The organism is Nocardia sp. CY41 (genome assembly GCF_009829325.1).
GTDB lineage: Bacteria > Actinomycetota > Actinomycetes > Mycobacteriales > Mycobacteriaceae > Nocardia.
This window is the reverse complement of sequence record NZ_VUOS01000001.1, coordinates 418,541-439,110: the sequence shown is the minus strand read 5'-3', so window position 1 is coordinate 439,110 and position 20,570 is coordinate 418,541. Positions and strand designations below refer to the sequence as shown.

General features: G+C 69.7%; 16 protein-coding genes. 6 read left to right on the top strand and 10 right to left on the bottom strand.

Annotated features, from left to right (window positions below):
- Positions 1-25: 25 nt before the first annotated feature.
- From speD to GVY64_RS02090, 4 genes are all read right to left on the bottom strand, one after another.
- Positions 26-1,228, bottom strand: coding sequence for an adenosylmethionine decarboxylase (gene speD, locus GVY64_RS02105; RefSeq protein WP_159838096.1), 1,203 nt, complete (start codon positions 1,226-1,228; stop codon positions 26-28).
- 8 nt (positions 1,229-1,236) lie between these two features.
- Positions 1,237-2,352 (bottom strand): type III PLP-dependent enzyme, encoded by a 1,116-nt coding sequence (locus GVY64_RS02100; RefSeq protein ID WP_159838094.1) that lies wholly within the window; start codon positions 2,350-2,352, stop codon positions 1,237-1,239.
- A 163-nt stretch (positions 2,353-2,515) separates the two neighbouring features.
- Positions 2,516-5,014 (bottom strand): DEAD/DEAH box helicase, encoded by a 2,499-nt coding sequence (locus GVY64_RS02095; RefSeq protein WP_159838092.1) that lies wholly within the window; start codon positions 5,012-5,014, stop codon positions 2,516-2,518.
- Positions 5,015-5,077: 63 nt separating this feature from the next.
- Positions 5,078-6,013 (bottom strand): PAC2 family protein, encoded by a 936-nt coding sequence (locus GVY64_RS02090; RefSeq protein WP_159838090.1) that lies wholly within the window; start codon positions 6,011-6,013, stop codon positions 5,078-5,080.
- A 277-nt stretch (positions 6,014-6,290) separates the two neighbouring features.
- On the opposite strand from GVY64_RS02090, the gene GVY64_RS02085 reads away from it, so the two are divergent.
- Positions 6,291-6,995, top strand: coding sequence for a sensor domain-containing protein (locus GVY64_RS02085; protein ID WP_159838088.1), 705 nt, complete (start codon positions 6,291-6,293; stop codon positions 6,993-6,995).
- A 420-nt stretch (positions 6,996-7,415) separates the two neighbouring features.
- Complete coding sequence (locus GVY64_RS02080; protein WP_236566541.1) at positions 7,416-8,501, top strand: DUF4192 domain-containing protein; 1,086 nt, start codon at positions 7,416-7,418, stop codon at positions 8,499-8,501.
- Positions 8,502-8,677: 176 nt separating this feature from the next.
- Here GVY64_RS02080 and galE read toward each other — a convergent pair whose 3' ends face one another.
- On the bottom strand, positions 8,678-9,658 hold the full coding sequence (gene galE, locus GVY64_RS02075) for a UDP-glucose 4-epimerase GalE (RefSeq protein ID WP_159838086.1): 981 nt from the start codon (positions 9,656-9,658) through the stop codon (positions 8,678-8,680).
- Positions 9,659-9,661: 3 nt separating this feature from the next.
- Positions 9,662-10,348, bottom strand: coding sequence for a metal-dependent transcriptional regulator (locus GVY64_RS02070; RefSeq protein ID WP_159838084.1), 687 nt, complete (start codon positions 10,346-10,348; stop codon positions 9,662-9,664).
- A gap of 207 nt (positions 10,349-10,555) precedes the next feature.
- Between GVY64_RS02070 and GVY64_RS02065 the strand changes: the two genes are divergently transcribed.
- From GVY64_RS02065 to GVY64_RS02055, 3 genes are all read left to right on the top strand, one after another.
- Complete coding sequence (locus tag GVY64_RS02065) at positions 10,556-11,827, top strand: acetoin utilization protein AcuC (protein ID WP_159838082.1); 1,272 nt, start codon at positions 10,556-10,558, stop codon at positions 11,825-11,827.
- On the top strand, positions 11,820-14,492 hold the full coding sequence (locus tag GVY64_RS02060) for a bifunctional acetate--CoA ligase family protein/GNAT family N-acetyltransferase (protein ID WP_159838080.1): 2,673 nt from the start codon (positions 11,820-11,822) through the stop codon (positions 14,490-14,492). Before GVY64_RS02065 ends, GVY64_RS02060 begins: the two co-directional genes overlap by 8 nt.
- Before the next feature lie 150 nt (positions 14,493-14,642).
- Complete coding sequence (locus tag GVY64_RS02055; RefSeq protein WP_159838078.1) at positions 14,643-14,945, top strand: DUF4333 domain-containing protein; 303 nt, start codon at positions 14,643-14,645, stop codon at positions 14,943-14,945.
- A gap of 153 nt (positions 14,946-15,098) precedes the next feature.
- Here GVY64_RS02055 and GVY64_RS02050 read toward each other — a convergent pair whose 3' ends face one another.
- The 3 genes from GVY64_RS02050 to GVY64_RS02040 form a co-directional block, all read right to left on the bottom strand.
- Entirely contained in the window at positions 15,099-16,067 is a 969-nt protein-coding gene (locus GVY64_RS02050) for a sigma-70 family RNA polymerase sigma factor (RefSeq protein WP_159838076.1), read from the bottom strand.
- A 195-nt stretch (positions 16,068-16,262) separates the two neighbouring features.
- Entirely contained in the window at positions 16,263-17,780 is a 1,518-nt protein-coding gene (locus tag GVY64_RS02045) for a DUF7782 domain-containing protein (protein ID WP_159838074.1), read from the bottom strand.
- A 75-nt stretch (positions 17,781-17,855) separates the two neighbouring features.
- Entirely contained in the window at positions 17,856-18,599 is a 744-nt protein-coding gene (locus GVY64_RS02040) for a VOC family protein (protein WP_159838072.1), read from the bottom strand.
- Between the two features lie 190 nt (positions 18,600-18,789).
- Here GVY64_RS02040 and GVY64_RS02035 point away from each other — a divergent pair, with 190 nt between their 5' ends.
- Positions 18,790-20,094 (top strand): MFS transporter, encoded by a 1,305-nt coding sequence (locus GVY64_RS02035; protein WP_201297852.1) that lies wholly within the window; start codon positions 18,790-18,792, stop codon positions 20,092-20,094.
- Between the two features lie 10 nt (positions 20,095-20,104).
- On the opposite strand, the gene GVY64_RS02030 is transcribed toward GVY64_RS02035, so the two are convergent.
- Positions 20,105-20,458 (bottom strand): DUF3099 domain-containing protein, encoded by a 354-nt coding sequence (locus GVY64_RS02030; RefSeq protein WP_228829183.1) that lies wholly within the window; start codon positions 20,456-20,458, stop codon positions 20,105-20,107.
- Positions 20,459-20,570 lie beyond the last annotated feature (112 nt).

Here is a 20,570-nt window from a genome sequence, read left to right as displayed (position 1 = left end):
GAACCGGCGCACTCGGCGTCGTCGCCTAGACCCGCAGGGCGTGCGGTTCGATCGCGCCGCGCACCAGCGCCCGCGCGTCGATGGTCTCGGGCTGGTAGGGCAGCAGCGCCAGACGATCGGTCATCGCGCCGACCGGGTCCTCCACCGCGTCCACCAGGCCGAAGAGGAACGACCACTCGTGCTCGTCGCTGCCGTAGTGCACGACGGTGCCGAACTGCTCGTGGAAACGCTGCCAGGACCGCTTCAAGGTCTCGTTGCGCCACATGGTCGCGCAACCGGCCTGGGCGCACAGCACGCCGCCGGGCGCGAGCAGCGCACGACATCGGGACAGGAACTCCGCCTCGTAGAGGCGATTGTGCTGCGCGTCCTCCACACGCTCGTCCGGGAGGTCGATCACGACGACGTCGTAGCGGGTGCCCGCCTGCTCGGCCGTGGCCAGGAAGTCCCAGCCGTCGGCGTAGTGCACCTTGATCGGCCCTTCGCCCTTGACGGCGGCGGCCAGTTCGTCGGTGGAGTACCCGTAGGGCAGGTGCTCGGCGCACAACTCCACCTCGAGCCGGTCGATGTCGACGTGGTCGACGTGGGTGGCGCCCGCGGCCACCGACATCTGACTGGCCACGCCCTCGCCGGAACCGATGATGAGCACCTTGTCCAGCTTCTCGGCCAGCACGAAGGCGGGCACCATCATCGCCTCGTGGTAGGTGAGCTGGGAGAACTCGGTGGACTGGCGGTCGTCGTCGGAGAACAGGCTGATGCCCTGCTCGGTCCGCGCGATGACCATGTGCTGGTAGGGGGTGTGGGTGTCGACGATCACCTCGTGCAGGTCCCAGATGCGGGTCAGACCCGCGCCCACCGGCTCCTCGATCCGCTGGCTACCGTGCCCCCTGCGGATGACCTGCATGCGAACATCCTTGGGAGCCAACGCGTCCCGAAGCAGCTCGACCGCCTTCGACGCGCCCGCGCCGATGCTGCCGCAGGTGAACACGTCGACGAAGATGTCGCCGGACTCCGGATAAGTGTGAATCGAGGCGTGGGACTCCGACAACAGCGCGAGGACGGTCACCCCCTGCGGTTCGAACTTCTTGTGTACGACATCGCAGATAGTGACGCCCGCCGCGATCAGAGACTCACGCAACGCCGATTCGAGTCGTTCGAGATCGTCGCAGAGATCTGCGTCGACACCACCGAACTCGGCCAGCACATGCCAACCGGTGAATTCCGCCGTCATGGGCAAACTCACTCTCGCTCAGCGCCCGAGACATGAACGGTCAAGGGCGGAAAACCATTGAAGGACACCGACGAATAGCTCGCGGTATAGGCACCGGTGTCGAGGATTCGAACGCGATCACCGGCTCGCAACGTGGTCGGTAGGAGGACTCGCGTGCGTTGATACAGTACATCGTCGCCGTCGCAGGTCGGACCGGCCACCACCGCCTCGTCGACGGGGTCGCCGTCGCGGTCGGTGCGGAACCGGTAGGCGATGTACTCGTTCTCGGTCTCGGCCATGCCGTTGTAGCGGCCGATGTCGAGATACACCCAGCGCCGGCCGTCCGGCGCGGTGCGGACGCCGACGACCTCGGTGTGAATCGTGCCCGCCGAACCGACCAGTGCCCGGCCGGGTTCGACGACCAATCCGGTTGTCCCGGAGAGGAATTCGGCCGCAGCGTGCTTGACCACCGCGGCGATCTCGCCCAGCGCGGGCGCCGGGTCGGCGTAGGAGATCGGCAGCCCGCCGCCGATGTTCACCGAGCTCACCGCGATGTCCTTGTCGGCCAGTGCCTCGGCGATCCGGCCTGCCTGCTCGATGCCGATCCGCCACGCGGTGGGGTCCAGTTGCTGGGAGCCGACATGGAAGTACGGCCCGGCGACGACCAGCCCCAGATCCCTGGCCCGGACCAGCAGCCGGAACGACTCACCCGGGCTGCAGCCGAACTTCGTGCCGAACGGCGTGCGCGACTCCGGCGCCGAGGCGAGGAAGCGGCACTCCACCTCGGAGCCGGGTGCGTGCTCGGCGATCCGCAGCAGGTCGTCCTCGGTGTCGAAGGCGTAGCGCCGCACCCCCAGTGCGTAGGACCGGGCGATGTGCGCGGCTTTCTTGATCGGGTTGCCGTAGCACAGCCGCTGCGGAGCCACACCCAGCCCGAGGCACAGGTCGATCTCACCGATGCTGGCGACGTCGAATTCCGCGCCTTCCTCGTCGAGCAGGCGCACGATTTCCGGCACCGGGCTCGCCTTCACGGCGAAACGAATCCTCGTCGCGACGCCGTCACCCGTGGACAGGGCGGCATCGAGCGCGCGGTAATTCCGGCGGACACGCTCGGGATGGATGACAAGGTACGGCGATTCGGGCATAGTTGATCTTTCGCTTGGGCAGCGGGGGAGAGAGTATCAGCGGCCCGTACCCAGAAACGAATCCGTCGAAACCTGGGTTCGCCACATGGTCGCGCACCCTCGTTATGCCAGCACGAAGGAGCCGCTGACCTGCGTGGATACCGGACCGATGGCCGATGCGGGCTCAGCCGGCGGACACCGCGACGTCATCGAAGACGACCTCGCCCGCGGCGTCGGACTCGGCCAGGTCGACCACCGCGTCGATCGACCAGCCGTGGTCGCCCGCCGGGTCGTCGAGCACCTGCCGCACATGCCAGAATCCGGGTCTTCGTTCCACTTGGAACAGCTGCGGGCCCCTGGCGTCGGGGCCCGTGCCGATTCGCTCATATTCCGCGTAGTAGTCCGCGAAAGCCTCCGCCCAATCCGGGCCGGGGCCGAGCTCGGCCAGCTCGTCCCAGCGCCGCAGCGCGGCCAGCTCGACGCGGCGGAACATCGCGTTGCGGACCATGACCCGGAACGCGCGCTCGTTCGCCGAGATCGGGCGCACCGTCTCCGCGCCGAACGCGACCTGGTCGGCGTCGGTCTCCGCACCCGGATTGGTCAGTTGCTCCCATTCGTCGAGCAGGCTCGAATCTACTTGGCGGACAAGCTCTCCGAGCCATTCGGTGATGTCGTCGAGTTCCTCGGTGCGCGCCGCATCGGGCACCGTGCGCCGCAGCGCGCGGTAGGCGTCGGCGAGATAGCGCAGCACCACGCCCTCGGAGCGGGCCAGCTCGTAGAAGGAGATCAGCTCCGCGAAGGTCATGGCTCGTTCGACCATGTCGCGGACCACCGACTTCGGCGCGGGCGCGAACTCCGACACCCAGGGGTGCCCCGCGCGATAGGTCTCGTAGGCCGGTTCGATGAGCTCGGCCAGCGGCTTGGGCCAGGTGACCTCTTCGAGCAGCTCCATGCGCTCGTCGTAGTCGATGCCGTCGGCCTTCATCTCCGCGATCGCCTCGCCGCGCGCCTTGTGCTGCTGGGCCATCAGCAACTGGCGCGGATCCTCCAGGGTGGATTCGATGAGCGACACCACGTCGAGGGTATAACTCGGGGATTGTTTGTCCAGCAGGTCAAGCGCGGCCAGCGCGAACGGCGACAACGGCTGATCGAGAGCGAAATCACGCTGCAGGTCGACGGTCAGGCGGGCGCGACGGCCGTGGGCGTCCGGTTCCGGCAGCTGCTGCACCACCCCCGCGTCGCGCAGCGCGCGGTACAGCCGGATGGCACGCAGAATGTGCCTGCGCTGGGCGGGACGCGGCTCGTGGTTGTCCTCCAGCAGGTGACGCATCGCGGTGAAGCAATTTCCCGGCCGGGCGATCACGTTCAGCAGCATGGCGTTGGTGACCGCGAAACGCGACACCATCGGCTCCGGCTGCGCGGCGACCAAGCGGTCGAAGGTCTCCTCGCTCCAGGAGACGAAGCCTTCCGGCGGTTTGCGCCGTTGCACCTTGCGCTGCTTCTTCGGATCGTCGCCCGCCTTGGCCAGCAGCCGGGTGTTCTCCACCTCGTGTTCGGGAGCCTGCACCACGACGGTACCCATGGTGTCGTAACCCGCCCGCCCGGCGCGGCCCGCGATCTGGTGGAACTCCCGCGCCTTGAGCCTGCGGGTGCGCACGCCGTCGAACTTGGTCAGCCCGGTGAGCAGCACCGTACGGATGGGCACGTTGATGCCGACGCCGAGGGTGTCGGTGCCGCACACCACCTTCAGCAAGCCGTCCTGGGCGAGTCGCTCCACCAGGCGCCGGTACTTCGGCAGCATGCCCGCGTGATGTACGCCGATGCCGTGCCGGATCAGCCGCGACAGGGTCTTGCCGAACCCGGCGGCGAACCGGAACTCGCCCAGCGCGTCGGCGATCGCGTCCTTCTCGGCGCGCGTAGCGAAATTCACACTGGTCAGCGCCTGGGCCCGCTCGAGCGCGGCCGCCTGGGTGAAGTGCACCACGTACACCGGGGCCTGATGGGTGGTGACCAGCTCTTCCAGGGTCTCGGTGATCGGCGTGCGGGCATAGGAGAAGGTCAGCGGCACGGGGCGCTCGGTGCCCGCGACGACAGCGGTGGAGCGCCCGGTCCGGCGCTCGAGGTCACGGGCGAAGAAGTCGACCTCACCGAGCGTGGCCGACATGAGCAGGAACTGGGCGCGGGGGAGTTCGAGCAGCGGGACCTGCCAGGCCCACCCCCGGTCGGGGTCGGCGTAGAAATGGAATTCGTCCATCACGACCTGGCCGACGGCGGCGTCCGCGCCTTCCCGCAGCGCCAGGTTGGCCAGGATCTCCGCGGTCGCGCAGATGATCGGCGCCTCCGGATTCACCGCGGCGTCGCCGGTGACCATGCCGACGCGTTCGGCCCCGAACACCTCGCAGAGGGCGAAGAATTTTTCGCTCACCAGCGCCTTGATCGGAGCGGTGTAGTAGCTGCGCACCCCTTGGGTCAGCGCGAACAGATGCGCGCCGACCGCGACGAGTGATTTACCGGAACCGGTTGGGGTGGCGAGGATGACGTTGGATCCGGAGGCCAGCTCGAGCAGTGCCTCGTCCTGCGCGGGATAGAGCGGGGTGCCCTGCTCGGCGGCCCACATCCCGAACGACTCGTAGAGCGCGTCGGCGTCGGTCCCCGGGATGTCGAGCAGTTCGGTCAGATCCACTCCGACCACCCTACGGCCTCACCGGTGGGCACGCGTGCAGGGGCGATCGGGACCCGGCGCGGGTCAGTCCTGCTCGTCGTCCTTGTTGCGGCTCTGCTCGGCGAGGAATCGCTCGAACTCGGCGCCCAGCTCGTCACCGCTCGGCAACTCGCCGTCACCCACCAGCAGGCTCGACTGCCGTTCCTGCGCGGTGACGAAGCTGTCGTACTGCCGCTCCAACGCGTGCACGACCGTCTCCACCTCGACGTTGCCCGCGATGTGCTCGTTGACCTGTTCGCGCACCCGCGCGGCGGCCTCGCCCAGCGCGGCCAGCGGGAACTCCAGGCCCGCGTTGTCCGCGACGTTCTCCAGCAGCGTCTGCGCGGCCTCCGGGTAGGCGGTCTGCGCCAAGTAGTGCGGCACGTGCACCGAGAACCCGACCGACTCGTGCCCGTGCTGCGCCATGCGGAATTCCAGCAGCGACGACGCGCTGCCCGGTACCTGGAGTTCGCCCGGCCACCGCTGGTGGTCGGAGATCAGGTCGCGGTTGGAGGAATGCGCGGTGACGCCGAGCGGGCGAGTGTGCGGGATCGCCATCGGAATGGCGCTCAGACCGATGCTGCGTCGCACGCCCAGCTGTTCGGCGAGCAACCGCACCGCGGTGGTGAACTTCTCCCAGCGTAGGTCCGGTTCCAGACCCGCGAGCAACAAGAACGGAGTCCCCGCGGTGTCGCGCAAGGCCCAGAGATTGAGTTCCGGCTCGGCGTACTCGGAGAAGTGGTCGGTCTTGAAGGTCATGAGCGGACGTCGCGACCGGTAGTCCAGCAGCTCGTCCACATCGAAGGAGGCGACGAGTTCACTCTCGAGGCTCTCGCGCAGATGCGTGGTCGCCAAACGCACCGCATGCCCGGCGTCGGTGAAACCTTCCAGCCCGTGCACCAGGACCGGGCCCGCGCCGTCGGCCGACGACAGCTGCGGAGCGGGAAACTCCAATTCGTACATTCGCGACTCGTAGTCCATCGCGTACTCCTTCCTGCGCGGCTCCTGCGGCCCGGACGCGTACCGCACGCGCCAGTGTGGTTGCCTGCCCGGTCGTTCACCACCGCTGGTGGTGGTGCGAGCGAGCGGGTCGTCCGAACCGGGGACCACGGTCCATTGTCCCCCATGCCGTGGCGGTCACCGCGCACGGCCGGACACCGACCCATACTCCGAGGCAACAGCATCGGTGGCTCGCGCATTCCCGGCCCGGCGGCGTGGCATCGCCGACTGGACACCAGGAGTTTGGCACAGTGGGGGTGTGACCGTGGCGGATTCGAAGCGCATGCGGCCGGCCCGGGTGGCACCCCTGATCTGCGCGGTGCTGCTGGCAGGCTGCGGGTCGACGGTATCGGGGCGCCCGGTTTCGTCGGCGCCGACCACGGTGACCAGGCACGTGAGCGCAGAACTGCCGACACTGCTGCCGGATCCGGCGCAGTTCCCCGCGCCGTACACGGCGGTGGTGCTGCCCCAGGAGGCCGTGGCACAGGCGGCGGGCGACCTGGACGGCATGGGCCGCGGTGCGAACGTCCAGCCCAGCAGGTGCGTGCCGCCGAGTCAGGACTACGGACCGGATCACGCCGCGATGGCGGTCGGCACGGACGACGTCACGCGCGCGACACTGACCGTCGAATTGACCCGCACCGGCGAGCCGTTGGCTGCGCTGCGCGACCGGCTGGGGCAGTGCGGATCGGTGCGGGTGAACCGGGCCGGCGCCGCCACCACCGTGACGACCGAGCTGGAGTCGCCGCCGCCGATCGACGCCGACGACGCCCTCTCGCTGCGCAGGACCGTGCGGCCGGAATCCGGTGGCGCGCGGCTGACCCAATCCATGCGCACCCGCGTCGCGCAGTCCGGGGATGTGCGGATCACGGTGACCTACATGTCTTTCGCCGAGGACGAACCGGATATCCCCGCGCTGGACGCGCTGTTCGCCACCGCTGTGCGCGAAGTGCGCGAACGATAGCGGGACGGCACGGTAGCAGGCGGCACCGACACGAATCGCGGTCCGTGCACGGTGTCGGTCGAGTGGTGCACAGCGCGAATCGATTTCCCCAGGGCGGGTGAACGGCCAGGTCGGCGTCCGGGTCGGGTGACCGGCGCCCCGCATCGTCGGTGCATGACAACTTCCTCTTCCGGACCGGTCGACGCGAGAAGTGCGGGCATGGACGGCGTCCTCCGGCTGGGCGCAGGCATAGACGCTCGATCGACATGCGGCGCTCCACCGGCGGCCACGGTGCAAGTCACCGGTGCCGAAAAGACTGTGGCGGAATCTGTTTCGCATGCGGCGGCGAACGGGCCGACTGTGTGGCACTCCAGCCGACCGGCGCGGGATGTCCGCTGCCGCGACGATCCTCCGCCGTTCCGGAATTCCCCGGAGCAGGCCGTGTGTGTGGACGACCCGGCGGAGTTGATCGCCGCCGTGCCCGCGATGTTGGGCTTCACCCCGGAACGGTCGGTGGTCGTGCTCGTCCTACGGCACGCTGCGGGCGGTGGTGCGATCGTCGACGTGGTGGTGCGGTTCGATCTGGATTCGCCCGGCGGGCGGCGGGTACGTGGCGCGACCTTGGCGTCCGCGATCGCGCGGATCTGTGCGCACGATGAGGCGGCCGAGGTCCTGGCCGTCCTCGTCGACGAACGCGCTGTCGAGCCCGAAGCCGGCGACGACCGGCCCGCGTGCGTGGCCGGTCGATTCGACGTGCTGGTCGGCTCGCTCGGCAGGCGGTTGGCCGCGTGTGACATCTCCCTCGCGAGAGTGTGGGCGGTGCGGTCGATCGCCGCTGGGCAGCGCTGGTGGACGGTGACGGGACCGCGACGGCGCGGGGTGCTGCGGGACCCGGCGGCCTCCCTGGTGACGCTGAGCCATGTGCTGGACGGCAGGCCGATCCGCGGTTCGCGCTCCGAGCTGACCGCTCTGGTCGCGCCGGATCCGGTCGCGCGGGCCGAGGTGGCGGCGCATCTTGCGGACGCGGTCGCGCGCGCTCGCGAGCGCTACGCGGTGGCGGCGCGTCGCGGTGATCCGATCGGGTACAGCAGGCAAGCGCTCGAGCACATGTTGTGGCAGATCGCCAACACCGCTTCGGGCGCCGAGCTCCTGGCGCCGGAGTTGGCCGAAATGGCCGCGTCCCTGCGTGATCGGGCGGTGCGGGACACGATGTTCGCCTTGGCGGTGGGAGACCACGCCGCCGCGGCCGAGGTGGTGTGGGCGGCGCTGACCCGCGCGCTGTCGGGCACGGACCGCGCCGAGGCGGCCGCTCTGCTCGGATACAGCGCCTACGTCCGTGGCGACGGGCCGCTGGCGGGCATCGCGCTGGACGCCGCGCTGGAAGCGGATCCGGGTCACCCGATGGCACTGCTGCTGGACACCTCGCTGCGCCTGGGCATGCGTCCGGAACAGATGCGGCGGCTCGCGCACAGTGGCTATCGGACCGCCGCCGGTCTCGGCGTCGACCTCGGCACACCGTCGTCGTGAAGCCGGAGACAAGGGTCGGCGGTGGACAGTCGGCGATTCCTACCGGCTCCGGAGACTTCGCGAGGCAGAGTGCCTCCGCCGGGCACACGGCGTCGCGACGGTCCCGGCTCCGGTGCGGTGATGCGGTCTCGGCGGCCCGAGTCGGTGCGGAACCGACTCGGGCACGGTGGAGCCGGTTACTTGGCGCTGTGTGCGCGGGCGCCGAGCGACTGAAGGAAAGCCCAGGCGTCGGTGACGATCTCGTCGAGATCGTTGTGCTCGGGGCGCCAGCCGAGTTCGGCGATGGCACGCTCGCTGGACGCGATCAGCGTCGCCGGGTCACCGGGGCGGCGGGGCGCGTCCTGCGCGGCGATCGACAGGCCGGTGACGCGCTCGCAGGCCGAGATCACCTCGCGAACGGAGAATCCGGTACCACTGCCGAGATTGTAGATCCGGTGGGTGCCCGCTTCCGCGGTCGCCAAGGCCAGCAGATGGGCCTCGGCGAGGTCGCGGATGTGAATGTAGTCGCGCACCGCGGTGCCGTCGTGGGTGGGCCAATCGGTGCCGAAGACCGAGATCGCCTTGCGGTGCCCGGCAGCGACCTGCAGCACGAGCGGGATGAGATGTGTTTCCACCACCCGGTTCTCGCCCAGCCCGCCGTAGGCGCCCGCGACGTTGAAATACCGCAGGCTGGTCGCCGCCAGCCCGTGCGCGATCGCGTAGGAGGTGATGGCGTGGTCGATGGCCAGCTTCGACGCGCCGTACGGATTGGTCGGTCGGGTCGGGGCGTCCTCGGTGATCGGCACCTGTTCCGGTTCCCCGTAGACCGCCGCGGTGGAGGAGAAGACCAGCCGCGGCGTGCCCGCGCGCCGCATGGCCTCCAGCAACTCGAACGTCTTCACCACATTGCCGTGCCAGTACTTCTCCGGCTGCTGCACCGACTCGCCGACCAGCGACTGCGCCGCGAAATGCAGGACTCCGTCGAAGGGTTCGGAATCCAGCAGCGCGGGCGCGGCGACCGCCACGTCACCCTGGACGAACCGGGCGGCGGAAGGGACGCCCTCGGCATTACCGGTGGACAGATCGTCGACCACGACCACTTCGTGGCCGGCTTCCAGCAGAACCTGGGCGCAGACGCCGCCGACGTAGCCCGCGCCCCCTGTGACGAGAAGTTTCACGTGTCAGGCCAGCTTCACCTGGACGGCGTGCGCCATCTCGTCGGGCAGTTCGAAGCCGTCGTGGCCGGGCACCGTGATGACCACCGAACCGGCCTTCGTCTCCACCGTGACGCGGGCGTCGGGCACCACGCCCGCCTCACGCAGCCGGCCGATGACCTCGGGGTCGGTCTGGATGTGCTCGGCGAGCCTGCGCACGACGACGGCGTGCTGCTGGCCGTGCGGCAGGTCGGACAGGCGCAGCAGCGTCTCGTCGGCGGCGGCGGGCGGAATGATGCCGAGTTCGTCCAGACCGGGGATGGGGTTGCCGTAGGGGGAGGTGGTGGGGTGGTTGAGCACCTCGACCAGGCGGCGCTCGACGTCCTCACTCATGACGTGCTCCCAGCGACAGGCCTCCGCGTGCACGTTCTGCCAGTCGAGGCCGATGATGTCGACGAGCAGGCGTTCGGCCAGCCGGTGCTTGCGCATGACGGCGACGGCCATGCTGCGCCCCTTCTCGGTCAGCTCCAGATGACGGTCGCCGGCGACCAGCAGCAGACCGTCGCGCTCCATCCGGGCGACGGTCTGGCTGACGGTGGGGCCGCTCTGTTCGAGGCGCTCGGCGATCCGGGCGCGCAGGGGCACCACGCCCTCCTCCTCGAGGTCGTAGATGGTACGGAGATACATCTCCGTGGTGTCGACCAGATCCTTCACCTGTTACCCCTTCGTCGGCACGAATTCTACCCACGCACGACGGCACCCCCGTGTGCCGGATCGTGTCGCTCCACGCTGCGCACGACATCTCCGGCGGCATTGCGGGGCCCGATCGGCGCACGGCAGGCGGCCGCGAGCGTCTTTCTTGTATTTGTACTGCATAGGAACGTTTCGCGGGGTTCCTTGCTTCCCGCTAGCGTTGCGATCATGGCCACTGCACCGCGCGGCGAACCGCGGACGCCGATCCCGCCCGCACCGAGCAGGCCCGCGACGGTCGTCTGGACCGAACGGTTCCTGGATTACGCCTGGACGCCGGAGCATCCGATGCAGCCCGCACGCCTCAAGTTCACCATGGCGCTGGCGGAGAGCCTCGGCTTGCTCGAGGGTGTCGAACTGCTCGAACCCGCCGAGGCAGGCCGCCCGGAGCTGCTGCGCATCCACACGCCCGACTACCTCGACGCGGTGGAACGCGCCGTGCCGCCGGTGGGTTCGCCTGCCGCCCCGCCCTACGGCCTCGGTTCCCCGGACAATCCGGTGTTTCCGCGGATGCACCATGCCGCGTCCACGATCGTCGGCGGCACCCTGGCCGCGGCCAGGGCGATCGCGGAGGGGCGCAGCAAGCGAGCGGTGAGCATCGGCGGCGGCATGCATCACGCGATGCCCGATTCGGCGGCGGGTTTCTGCGTGTACAACGACCCGGCGGTGGCCATCTCCTGGCTGCTGGACCACGGTTTCGACCGGATCGCCTACATCGACGTGGACGTTCACCACGGCGACGGCGTGCAGCACGCTTTCTACGCGGACCCCCGGGTGCTCACCATCTCGCTGCACCAGCATCCGGCCACCCTGTGGCCCAATACCGGTTGGCCGGAGGAGACCGGCGCGGGCGCGGGGGAGGGCACCGCGATCAATCTGCCGCTGTTGCCCGGCACCCGGGACGCGCAATGGCTACGCGGTTTCCACGCCGTGGTGCCCGGCGCGGTGGCGGCGTTCGGGCCGCAGATCGTGGTCAGCCAGTGCGGGGTGGACACCCATCGCGAAGACCCGCTGGCCGATCTGGAACTCACCGTAGACGGACAGCGCGCGGCCTTCCGCGCCATGCGCGACCTCGCCGATCGGTATGCCGAAGGTCGCTGGCTTGCCGTCGGGGGCGGCGGGTACGGCCTGGTCCGCGTGGTGCCGCGGGCCTGGACCCATCTGCTGGCCACCGCGTTGGACCGGGCCGTCGACCCCGCGACGCCGATACCGCAGGATTGGATCGACACGATCCGCGCGGCGGCGCCGCGAGCCGACCCGCCGCGCACGATGGGCGACGGCGGCGACGTCGCCTACCGTCCGTGGGACGGCCCCGGCGGTACCGGCGAGACCGGTGACGCGCGGGTCGACCGCGCCCAACGTGCCGTCGACATGGCTGTGCTGGCCACCCGCCGAGCGACTTTCGGGTTGCTGGGACTGGACCCGGAGGACCCTCGTGACTGACTTTCCCGCTACCTCGGACACCCCCGCGACCCCGCCTCCGCCGCCGCAGCACTGGTTCGCGGACGTGCTGGCCTCCGACGGCGGCGTCGTCCGGCTGCGGCCGATCACACCCGAAGACGCCGAGCGGCTGCAGGACTTCCACAGCGCGCTGTCGGATCGCACCAGGTACCTGCGCTATTTCGGGCCATATCCCCGGATTTCGCCGAAGGATCTCCACCGCACCACGCATGTCGACTATCACGACCGGGTCGGGCTGGTGCTGGAACTGGGCGAGGCGATCGTGGCGGTGGGCCGCTACGAACTGCTGGAACGGGACGGCCCGCGCGCGGCGGAAGTGGCGTTCGTGGTGGCCGACGGGCACCAGGGGCGCGGGCTCGGCTCGATCCTGCTGGAGCACTTGGCCGGCGCCGCCGCCGAGAACAAGATCGAGACCTTCGTCGCCGAGGTACTCGCGGAGAACACCGTGATGGTGACGGTGTTCCGGGACGCGGGCTATCAGGTCGAGCGCAGCAGGGACGGCTCGGTGCTGCACCTCGAATTCGCCATCGACCCCACCGAAGCGCTGCTGTCGGTCCGTGATTCGCGCGAACGCGCCTCGGAAGCGCGCAGCGTGGGCAATCTGCTCACTCCCCGGTCGGTCGCCGTGATCGGGGCCACCCCGGCGACGGGGCGCGTCGGCGGTGCGGTGCTGTCGAATCTGCTGTCGGGCCTGTTCCAGGGGCCGGTGTTCCCGGTGAACCCGAACCGCAAGTCGGTGCGCGGGGTCCGGGCCTACGCGACGGTCCGGGAAATACCCGACGAGGTCGATCTGGCCGTGGTCGCGGTGCCGCCCGCGGCGATCGGATCCGTGCTCGACGACTGCATGGCCAAAGGGGTCAAAGGGCTTGTGGTGCTGACCGCGGGATTCGGCGAGACCGGCGAGGAGGGTTCGGCAGCCGAACGGGAACTCGTGGCGGCCGCGCGTGGTCACGGCATGCGCGTGGTCGGGCCGAGCGCGCTCGGCATCGCGAACACCGACCCCGCGGTCGCCATGAACGCGACGCTCGCCACGGTGCTGCCCGGGCGCGGGCGGATCGGGTTCTTCTGCCAGTCCGGGCCGCTGGGCGCGGCCATTCTGGGCGAGGCGGCGGCGCGCAATCTCGGGTTGTCGACGTTCGTGTCGGCGGGCAACCGCGCCGACGTCTCCGGCAACGACCTGCTGCAGTACTGGGACAGCGACCCGGACACCGATGTGGTGCTGCTCTACCTGGAGAGCTTCGGCAATCCGCGCAAGTTCTCCCGAATCGCGCGCCGGGTCGCCCGGACGAAACCGATCGTCGCGGTGAGCAGTGGCCGCTCGGTCGCCCAGCCCGCGGGGGACATGGACCGTTCGATCGTGCGGGATCTGTTCGCCCAAGCGGGCATCGTCCAGGTCGACTCGATCTCCGAACTGTTCGACTGCGCAGCCCTGCTGGGCTACCAGCCGCTGCCGCGCGGCTCACGGTTGATGGTCGTCGGCAACAGCACGGCACTCAACTGGCTGGCCGTCGACGCGGCGCAGGGGGAGGGGCTCGAGGTCGCCGAGCCGGTGAACCTGGGACCGCAGGCGACGCCGGGCGCGTACCTGGACGCACTGGTCGCGGCCCTGCGGTCCGACGAGACCGATGCCGTGATCGTGGTTTTCGCTCCCCCGGTTCCGCTGCCGACCGCCGGTTTCGCCGACGCCATCCGCGCGGCGGCGGCCGCTGTACCCGAGGCGGGGAAACCGATCCTCACCACGTTCGTGGCCGAACAAGGGATTCCGAACCTGCTCGCCGTGCGCGGTCCGGGAGCCGCGGCGGCGCACGGGTCGATCCCGTCGTATCCCGATCCCGAACGCGCCGCACGGGCTCTGGCCCGGGTCCGGCGCTACGCCGAATGGCGCACCAGACCTGTGTCGCCGGTGGTGCGCCCGCAGGGTATCGACACCGACCGCGCGCGCCAATTGGTGGCCGACTGGATGGCCGGGTCGGGTGGTCGCCGGCTCACCGATCTGGAGACGGTGGAACTGCTTGCCTGCTATGGGATTTCGGTCGTGGAATTCCGGGAAGTGAGCAATGCCGAGGAGGCGGTCGCCGCCGCGGAGGAACTCGGCTATCCGGTGGCGGCCAAGGCGACCGGCGAACACTGGCGGCGCAGACCGGATCTCACCGGTGTCCGGCTCGATCTGTGGCGACCGGAAGCGGTGCGGCAGGGATACGCGGACCTGGCGGAGTTGTGCGGTGACCCCGTGTTGCACATCCAGAAGATGGCCACCAAGGGTGTCGGCTGCATCCTGCGAGTGCAGGACGATCCCTCGTTCGGCTCGGTGATCGAGTTCGGCCTGTCCGGTCTGATCATCGAGTTGCTCGGCGACCGCGCCTATCGTGCGCTGCCGTTGACCGCCGACGAGGCGACGGCCCTGATCGACGCACCGCGGGCCGCGCCGCTGCTGTCGGGGACCCCGGCGAGCCCCCGCGTGGACAAGGCGGCCCTGTCCGAGCTGGCTCAGCGCATTTCGGCTTTGTTCGATGATCTGCCGGAGATGCGGGAGTTGTCCTTCGACCCCGTGCTGGCCTCGCCGACTTCGGCGGAGATCCTCTACGCACGCGGCCGTATCGGCCCGGAGCCGAGTCGGTTCGACACCGGTCCGCGTCGGCTGGGGTGAGTATTTCCGGTCCCCCACGGTATGCCAGTGGGTGGCGCGGCTGAGCCGTCGGCTCGCACAAGTCACCTGGGGGACGGTCGCTAACGGACGAACGCGCTCAGCACGATCTGGGGATGCCACATTCGTCCTGGAAGGAAGGCCGTCTCGCACATGAAGATCCGTAGCCTCGCCCTGTTGTCGCTGCTCGCGGCGGCGCTCACCGCGTGTTCGGTGAGCATCGGCACGCCGAAGGTGCAGGAGGCCGACCTGGAGAAGTCGGTCAAGGACTCGCTCGCCGAGAAGGTGGGGCAGGAGCCCGACTCGATCGATTGCCCCGGCGATCTCACCGGGAAGGAAGGGACGACCATGCGCTGCACGCTGACCGCCGGTGGCGACACGCTCGGTGTGCTGCTCACGGTGACCTCGGTCGACGGCGAAACCGTCAAGTACGACATCGCGGTGGACCAGAGCTGAGCCTGCACGAGACAACACCGCCGACCGGCTCGCGCGACACCCGGAGGGGACGGGTACGCGCGCTGACCGGTCGGCGCGGGAAGGTGACCCCGGCGGAAGGGTCACCGAGCCGAACACCGGCGCTGTCTCGAAGCGGCCGGCGCCGGGAGGTGATCAGCTGGCGTAGGCGCGGAGCCGGTCGGCCCGCTCGCCTTTGCGCAGCTTCGCCATGACTTCACGCTCTATCTGACGCACCCGCTCGCGGGACAGACCGAAGAGCTTGCCGATCTGGTCCAGCGTGCGCGGCTGCCCGTCGTCCAGTCCGAACCGCAGCCGGATGACCTGCTGTTCGCGCTCGTCCAAGGTGGCGAGCACACTGCGGACATCGTGGTGCAGCAGACCGGCGATGACCGCGGACTCGGCCGAGGTGGCTTCGGAATCCTCGATGAAATCGCCCAGCGGTGCCTCTTCGTCGTTGCCGACGGGCATATCAAGGCTCACCGGGTCGCGGCTGTGGTCGAGCAGATCGGAGATCTTGTCGACCGGAATGCCGGATTCGGTGGCCAATTCCTCGTCGGTGGCCTCGCGTCCCAGCTGCTGGTGCAGTTCACGCTTGATCCTGGCCAGCTTGTTCACCTGCTCGACGAGGTGGACGGGCAGCCGGATGGTGCGGCTCTGGTCGGCCATGCCGCGAGTGATGGCCTGCCGGATCCACCAGGTGGCGTAGGTGGAGAACTTGAAGCCCTTGGCGTAGTCGAACTTCTCCATGGCCCGGATCAACCCGAGGTTGCCCTCTTGGATCAGGTCCAGCAGCGGCATGCCGCGGCCGGTGTAACGCTTGGCGAGCGAGACAACGAGACGCAGGTTGGCTTCCAGCAAGTGGGACCGGGCGGCCTGACCGTCGCGCACGATGATCGCGAGATCACGCTTGCGGGTTGCCGACAGTCGCTTGCCGGTCTCCAGCAAGTACTGCGCGTAGAGGCCCGCCTCGATGCGCTTGGCCAGCTCGACCTCGTCCGCGGCGGTGAGCAGCGCGGTGCGGCCGATCCCGTTCAGGTACACACGTACCAGGTCGGCGGCAGGGCTCTGAGCGTCGAGGTCCGAATCGCTGGTGCGCACACGAGTGGTGGCGGGGCTTGTCATGACTTGCCTCCTGTCGGTGGTGTCTCACTCCGATAAACGGACCCGACAGGAAGAAAGTTCCCCGTTACGGCTCGCGTAAACCGCTCTGAGCAGCGGTTTTCGCCCCTCTCGTCTGAGAAGTTCCTGAGAAGCACCGCAGCGGGGGGACGTTCCCCGGCCAGGACCTGCACCGGCCGACGCGCGGTTGTCGTGCGCTCACACGGGCTCGATCAATCCGTGCCGCACCAGCCCGGTGACCACGGACAACGCGTCGGCGGCGAACTCGGCGCCCACCTCGTCGGATCCGTGGGCGAGCGCCAGCAGTTCGATCAGCTCGTACAACGGCAGGCCGTCGGCGCGCATTCCCGCCAGCAGCGAGATAGTGACCTCATCCACTTCGTGCTGCCAACGGGGACCGTCGCCGCGATGCAGCCGCGCCACCTCGGGCGTCCACCCCTCGGCGCCGGGCAGATACACCCGCTCCAGCGCGGTCGCCGGGTTCACGGCGAAACGTGAAGACCAAGCGAGGTTTTCGTCCGCGGCGACCGCTCGCAGCCAGGCGGAGCGCTCGAAGTACCGCACGGCCTCGTCGCCGAGCGGATCGTCGAAACCATGGGTGAGATCCTCGGCGAGCAGTTCGGTCGGCCCGTCGATGGCGCGCAGGTAGACGAAGCCGAATCCGATTCCCTCCACGTCGGCGGCCTCGAAGGCGTCCAGCCAGCGCTCGGCACGAGCCTGCGCGTCCGGATCGCGCGGGTCCGCGCCGGCGTCACACAGCCAGGTGCCCACATACAGTGCGGGGTCGGCCACGTCCCGTTGCACCACCCAGGCATCCACGCCGTGCGCGGGCAGCCAAGACGAGACCCGTCCGCGCCAGTCCTCGTCCTCGACATGGGCCCACGCGGCCAGCATGGCAGCCGTGCCACCTGGGACGAGCAGGTCGGCGGCTTGGGAGATCACCAACTTGCTCGCGCCGTCGAGCGCGAGGCCGGAATCGCGATAGGTGTGCTCGACGCGCCCCGGGCCCACCACGAAAGGCGGATTGGCCACCACCTGGTCGAAGCGCCTGCCCCGCACGGGCTCGAACCAGGAACCCTCCACCAGCTCGACGTCCAGCTCGTTGAGCGCCGCGGTGGCCTCGGCCAGCCACAACGCCCGGGGGTTGACGTCGGTGGCGGTGACGCGCTGTGCGTAGGAGGCGGCGTGCACCGCCTGCACACCGCAACCGGTGCCGAGGTCGAGCACGGTGCCGACCGGCCGGGTGGGCGTGGCGCGCAGCAGCGAGAGGGAGGCGTGGCCGACGCCGAGCACGTGATCCTCGGTCAATGTGCGGCGGCGCATCGAATCGTCGAGATCGGACAGGACCCAGCGCGTGCCCGCGCCCGCGTCCAGCGGCCGCAGGTCGAGCGCCGCCCGCACCTGGTCGCCGTCGCGCTCCAGCAGCCCCGCGGCGACCGCGCGGTCTATCTGCACGGGCACCAGCGCCCTGGCGACATCCCGCTCGGGCAGGGCGTCACCGAGCAGCAGCAGGCGGATCAGCGTGCCCAGTTCGCCGGCCGCGCGTGCGGCTCGCCGTACCGGCACCGGCTCCGAGCGCCCCAACGCCGCGTGCGCGTCGCCCAGTACCGTGAGCAGGGTGTCGGCGTCGTAGCCCACCCTGGTCAGTGCGGTCCGCAGATCCGGGCACAGCGCGGTGAGCAGCGATCCGGTGGTCGTCGATCGGTTCGTAGGCACATCGGTACTCTGCCACCGCTGCCGCCGGGTGCCGATCGGGTGGCCGCTGTGTCCCGGCGCCGCGGACGGGTTCGATCAGACTCCGCTGGGGTCGCGTCCGGTGACGCAGTACAGCGCGTCCCCCGGATCGCTCAGGACGATCCAGTGCTCGTGTCGTTCCACCACGGTCGCGCCGAGCGACTCGTGCCATGCGGCGGTCGCCTCGACATCGCTCGCGGCCAGGTCGACATGGGCGCTCGTCGGGCGGTCCTCGCCGAGGCGCTGCAACAGCAGGTGTGCGGGAAGCTGGGTGTCCGCGGAGCGAAGCCGGGCGAATTCCGGCCGCCTCCCCGGTTCGTAGGTCCACCCGGTCAGCAGCTTCCAGAAGCGGGTCTCCACCTCGTGGTCGGTGGGGCCGATATCGAGGCACACCTGGTCCAGCCGCGACAACGTGCCGTCCGGAGCACGCACCGCGGGCGCGGGCGTGCTCGTCGCGCGCCCGCTGGGCGTCAGGCAGAACGTCTGGCCGCCGGGGGAGCGCAGCACGGCGTAGTCCGGATGGTTCGCGACCAGTTCGGCACCCAGGTCGAGTGCGATGCGAACGGCGGAGGGGATGTCGTCGACGTCCAGGTCGAGGTGCACACCGCCGAGCCCGGTCACCGCCTGCATCTTGACGCCGGCGGCGGCGAACAGCGCGGGGTCGGGCAACAAGGTGAGGAATTCGTCGTTCGCGCCGCGCCGAGCGGAGAGCTCGGTGCCGGTGACCGTGGACCAGAACTTCGCGCAGTCGTCGAAACGCTGCGTCGGGCGGTCCAGGAAGACCCAGATCCACCGAATCATGTTCACTCCTGTCTTGTCGCCCGCGACGAACCGTGTCCGGTCGATCGGGTGCGCGAGGCTCGATGCGACCCTAGGTACGCGTGCCCGCGTTGTCGAGAAAATACCGCCGCTTCCGCGTTTGGCAGGAATTCGGCGGTATGTGGCATTCCAGCCACTCGTTGCGTGAGCATGATTCCGGCACGCTCGTCGGGTGACCGAACTGCAGACGCCGCCCCTGATTCCCGACGACGCCGTGCCGCGCCGCCGCTTGCATCCGGCGTGGCTGGTCGCGGGCGTCGGCTTCGTCGCGCTGCTGGGCGCCGCCGGATTCCGGTCGGTGCCCAGCGTCCTGATGGATCCGCTACACGACGAGTTCGGCTGGTCGCACGGAACGATCGGGACCGCCGTCTCGCTGAATCTCCTGCTGTACGGGTTGATCTCGCCATTCGCCGCCGCGCTGATGGATCGGTTCGGCATCCGCCGGGTAGTGGCCTGCGCCCTGCTGCTGGTCGCGGCGGGCAGCGGGCTGACGGTGTTCATGTCCAGGCCGTGGCACTTGGTGCTGACCTGGGGGCTGCTGGTCGGAATCGGCGTGGGATCGATGTCGATGCCGTTCGTCGCCACGATCACCGGCCGGTGGTTCGTGCGGCAGCGCGGCCTGGTCACCGGCGTGCTCACCGCCGCGGGCGCGACCGGACAGCTGATCTTTCTTCCGGTGGTGTCTGCGCTGGCGCAGGCGCACGGCTGGCGGATGCCGTCGCTGATCGTCGCGGGCGCGGCGCTGGCCGTGGCGCCGCTGGTGCTGCTGTTCGTCCGGGACTATCCGAGCGACCTGGGCGTGCGCGCGTACGGCGCCGGGCCGGACAGCGCAGTCGGTCTCCGGGTACCCGCCGCCGGTGGCGCGTCGCGCGCGCTCACGGTGCTCGCCGCGATCGCCCGCCGTCCCGGATTCTGGTTGCTCGCAGGCGGATTCGCGGTCTGTGGCGCGTCGACCAACGGGTTGGTCGGTACCCATTTCGTCACCGCCGCGCACGACCACGGCATGCCGCCCACCACCGCGGCGAGCCTGCTTGCCGTCGTCGGCGTCTTCGATGTCGCGGGAACCATCGCCTCGGGCTGGCTGACCGACCGCATCGATCCGCGCTACCTGCTGATCGGCTACTACACGCTGCGCGGGCTGTCGCTGCTGATACTGCCCGCTCTGCTCGGGCCGGACACGCGGCCGAGCCTGTGGGTGTTCATCGTCTTCTACGGCCTGGACTGGGTGGCCACGGTGCCGCCGACAGTCGCGCTGTGCCGCGAACTGTTCGGCGCCGACGGTCCCGTCGCGTTCGGCTGGGTGTTCGCCGCCCACCAGATCGGCTCCGCGGTGGCGGCCACCGGCGCAGGCGTCATTCGTGACGTCCAGGGCGACTACGACCTCGCCTGGTACGTCGCGGGCGGTCTGTGTGGCGCCGCCGCCGTGATGTCGGCAATCATCCGCCGTGCTCCGGCACCGGCCCCTGGCGTGCGGTGAGCCGGAGCCGTCAGTTGTCGATGGCGTTGTGCGGGCGCGACTCGATGGCCGTGCGCGGACGGTCCCAGCGGCTGGGTTCGTCCTTGCGGCGCGGCGGGCGATCGTTCGCGATCAGCACCGCGATCCACGGGAGCGGGATCGACGCCACGATGATCAGGATCGACAACAGGGGATTGCCGAACGCGCTGTAGGCGACCGCCGCGAGGACCAGGCACGGTATGCGGAACGCCATGATGATCGTGTATCGGCGCACGCGAGCGCGGTGCTGATCCTCCAGCGAAGGCGCCGCCTCGGTGATCAGCGCCGGATGTTTGTCGTCATTGCCTGGGAAGTATCCGGGGGAACGGCGGGGCTGCGTCGGCATCGTCACGTCGGGGTGCTCTTCGCGGTCGCGGCCGTCGGCGGATGGGGAATCGCCGTTCTGCTGCATACCCCGAGTCTTCCACTCGTGGTCCGGGTGCGCACACTCCGCGGTC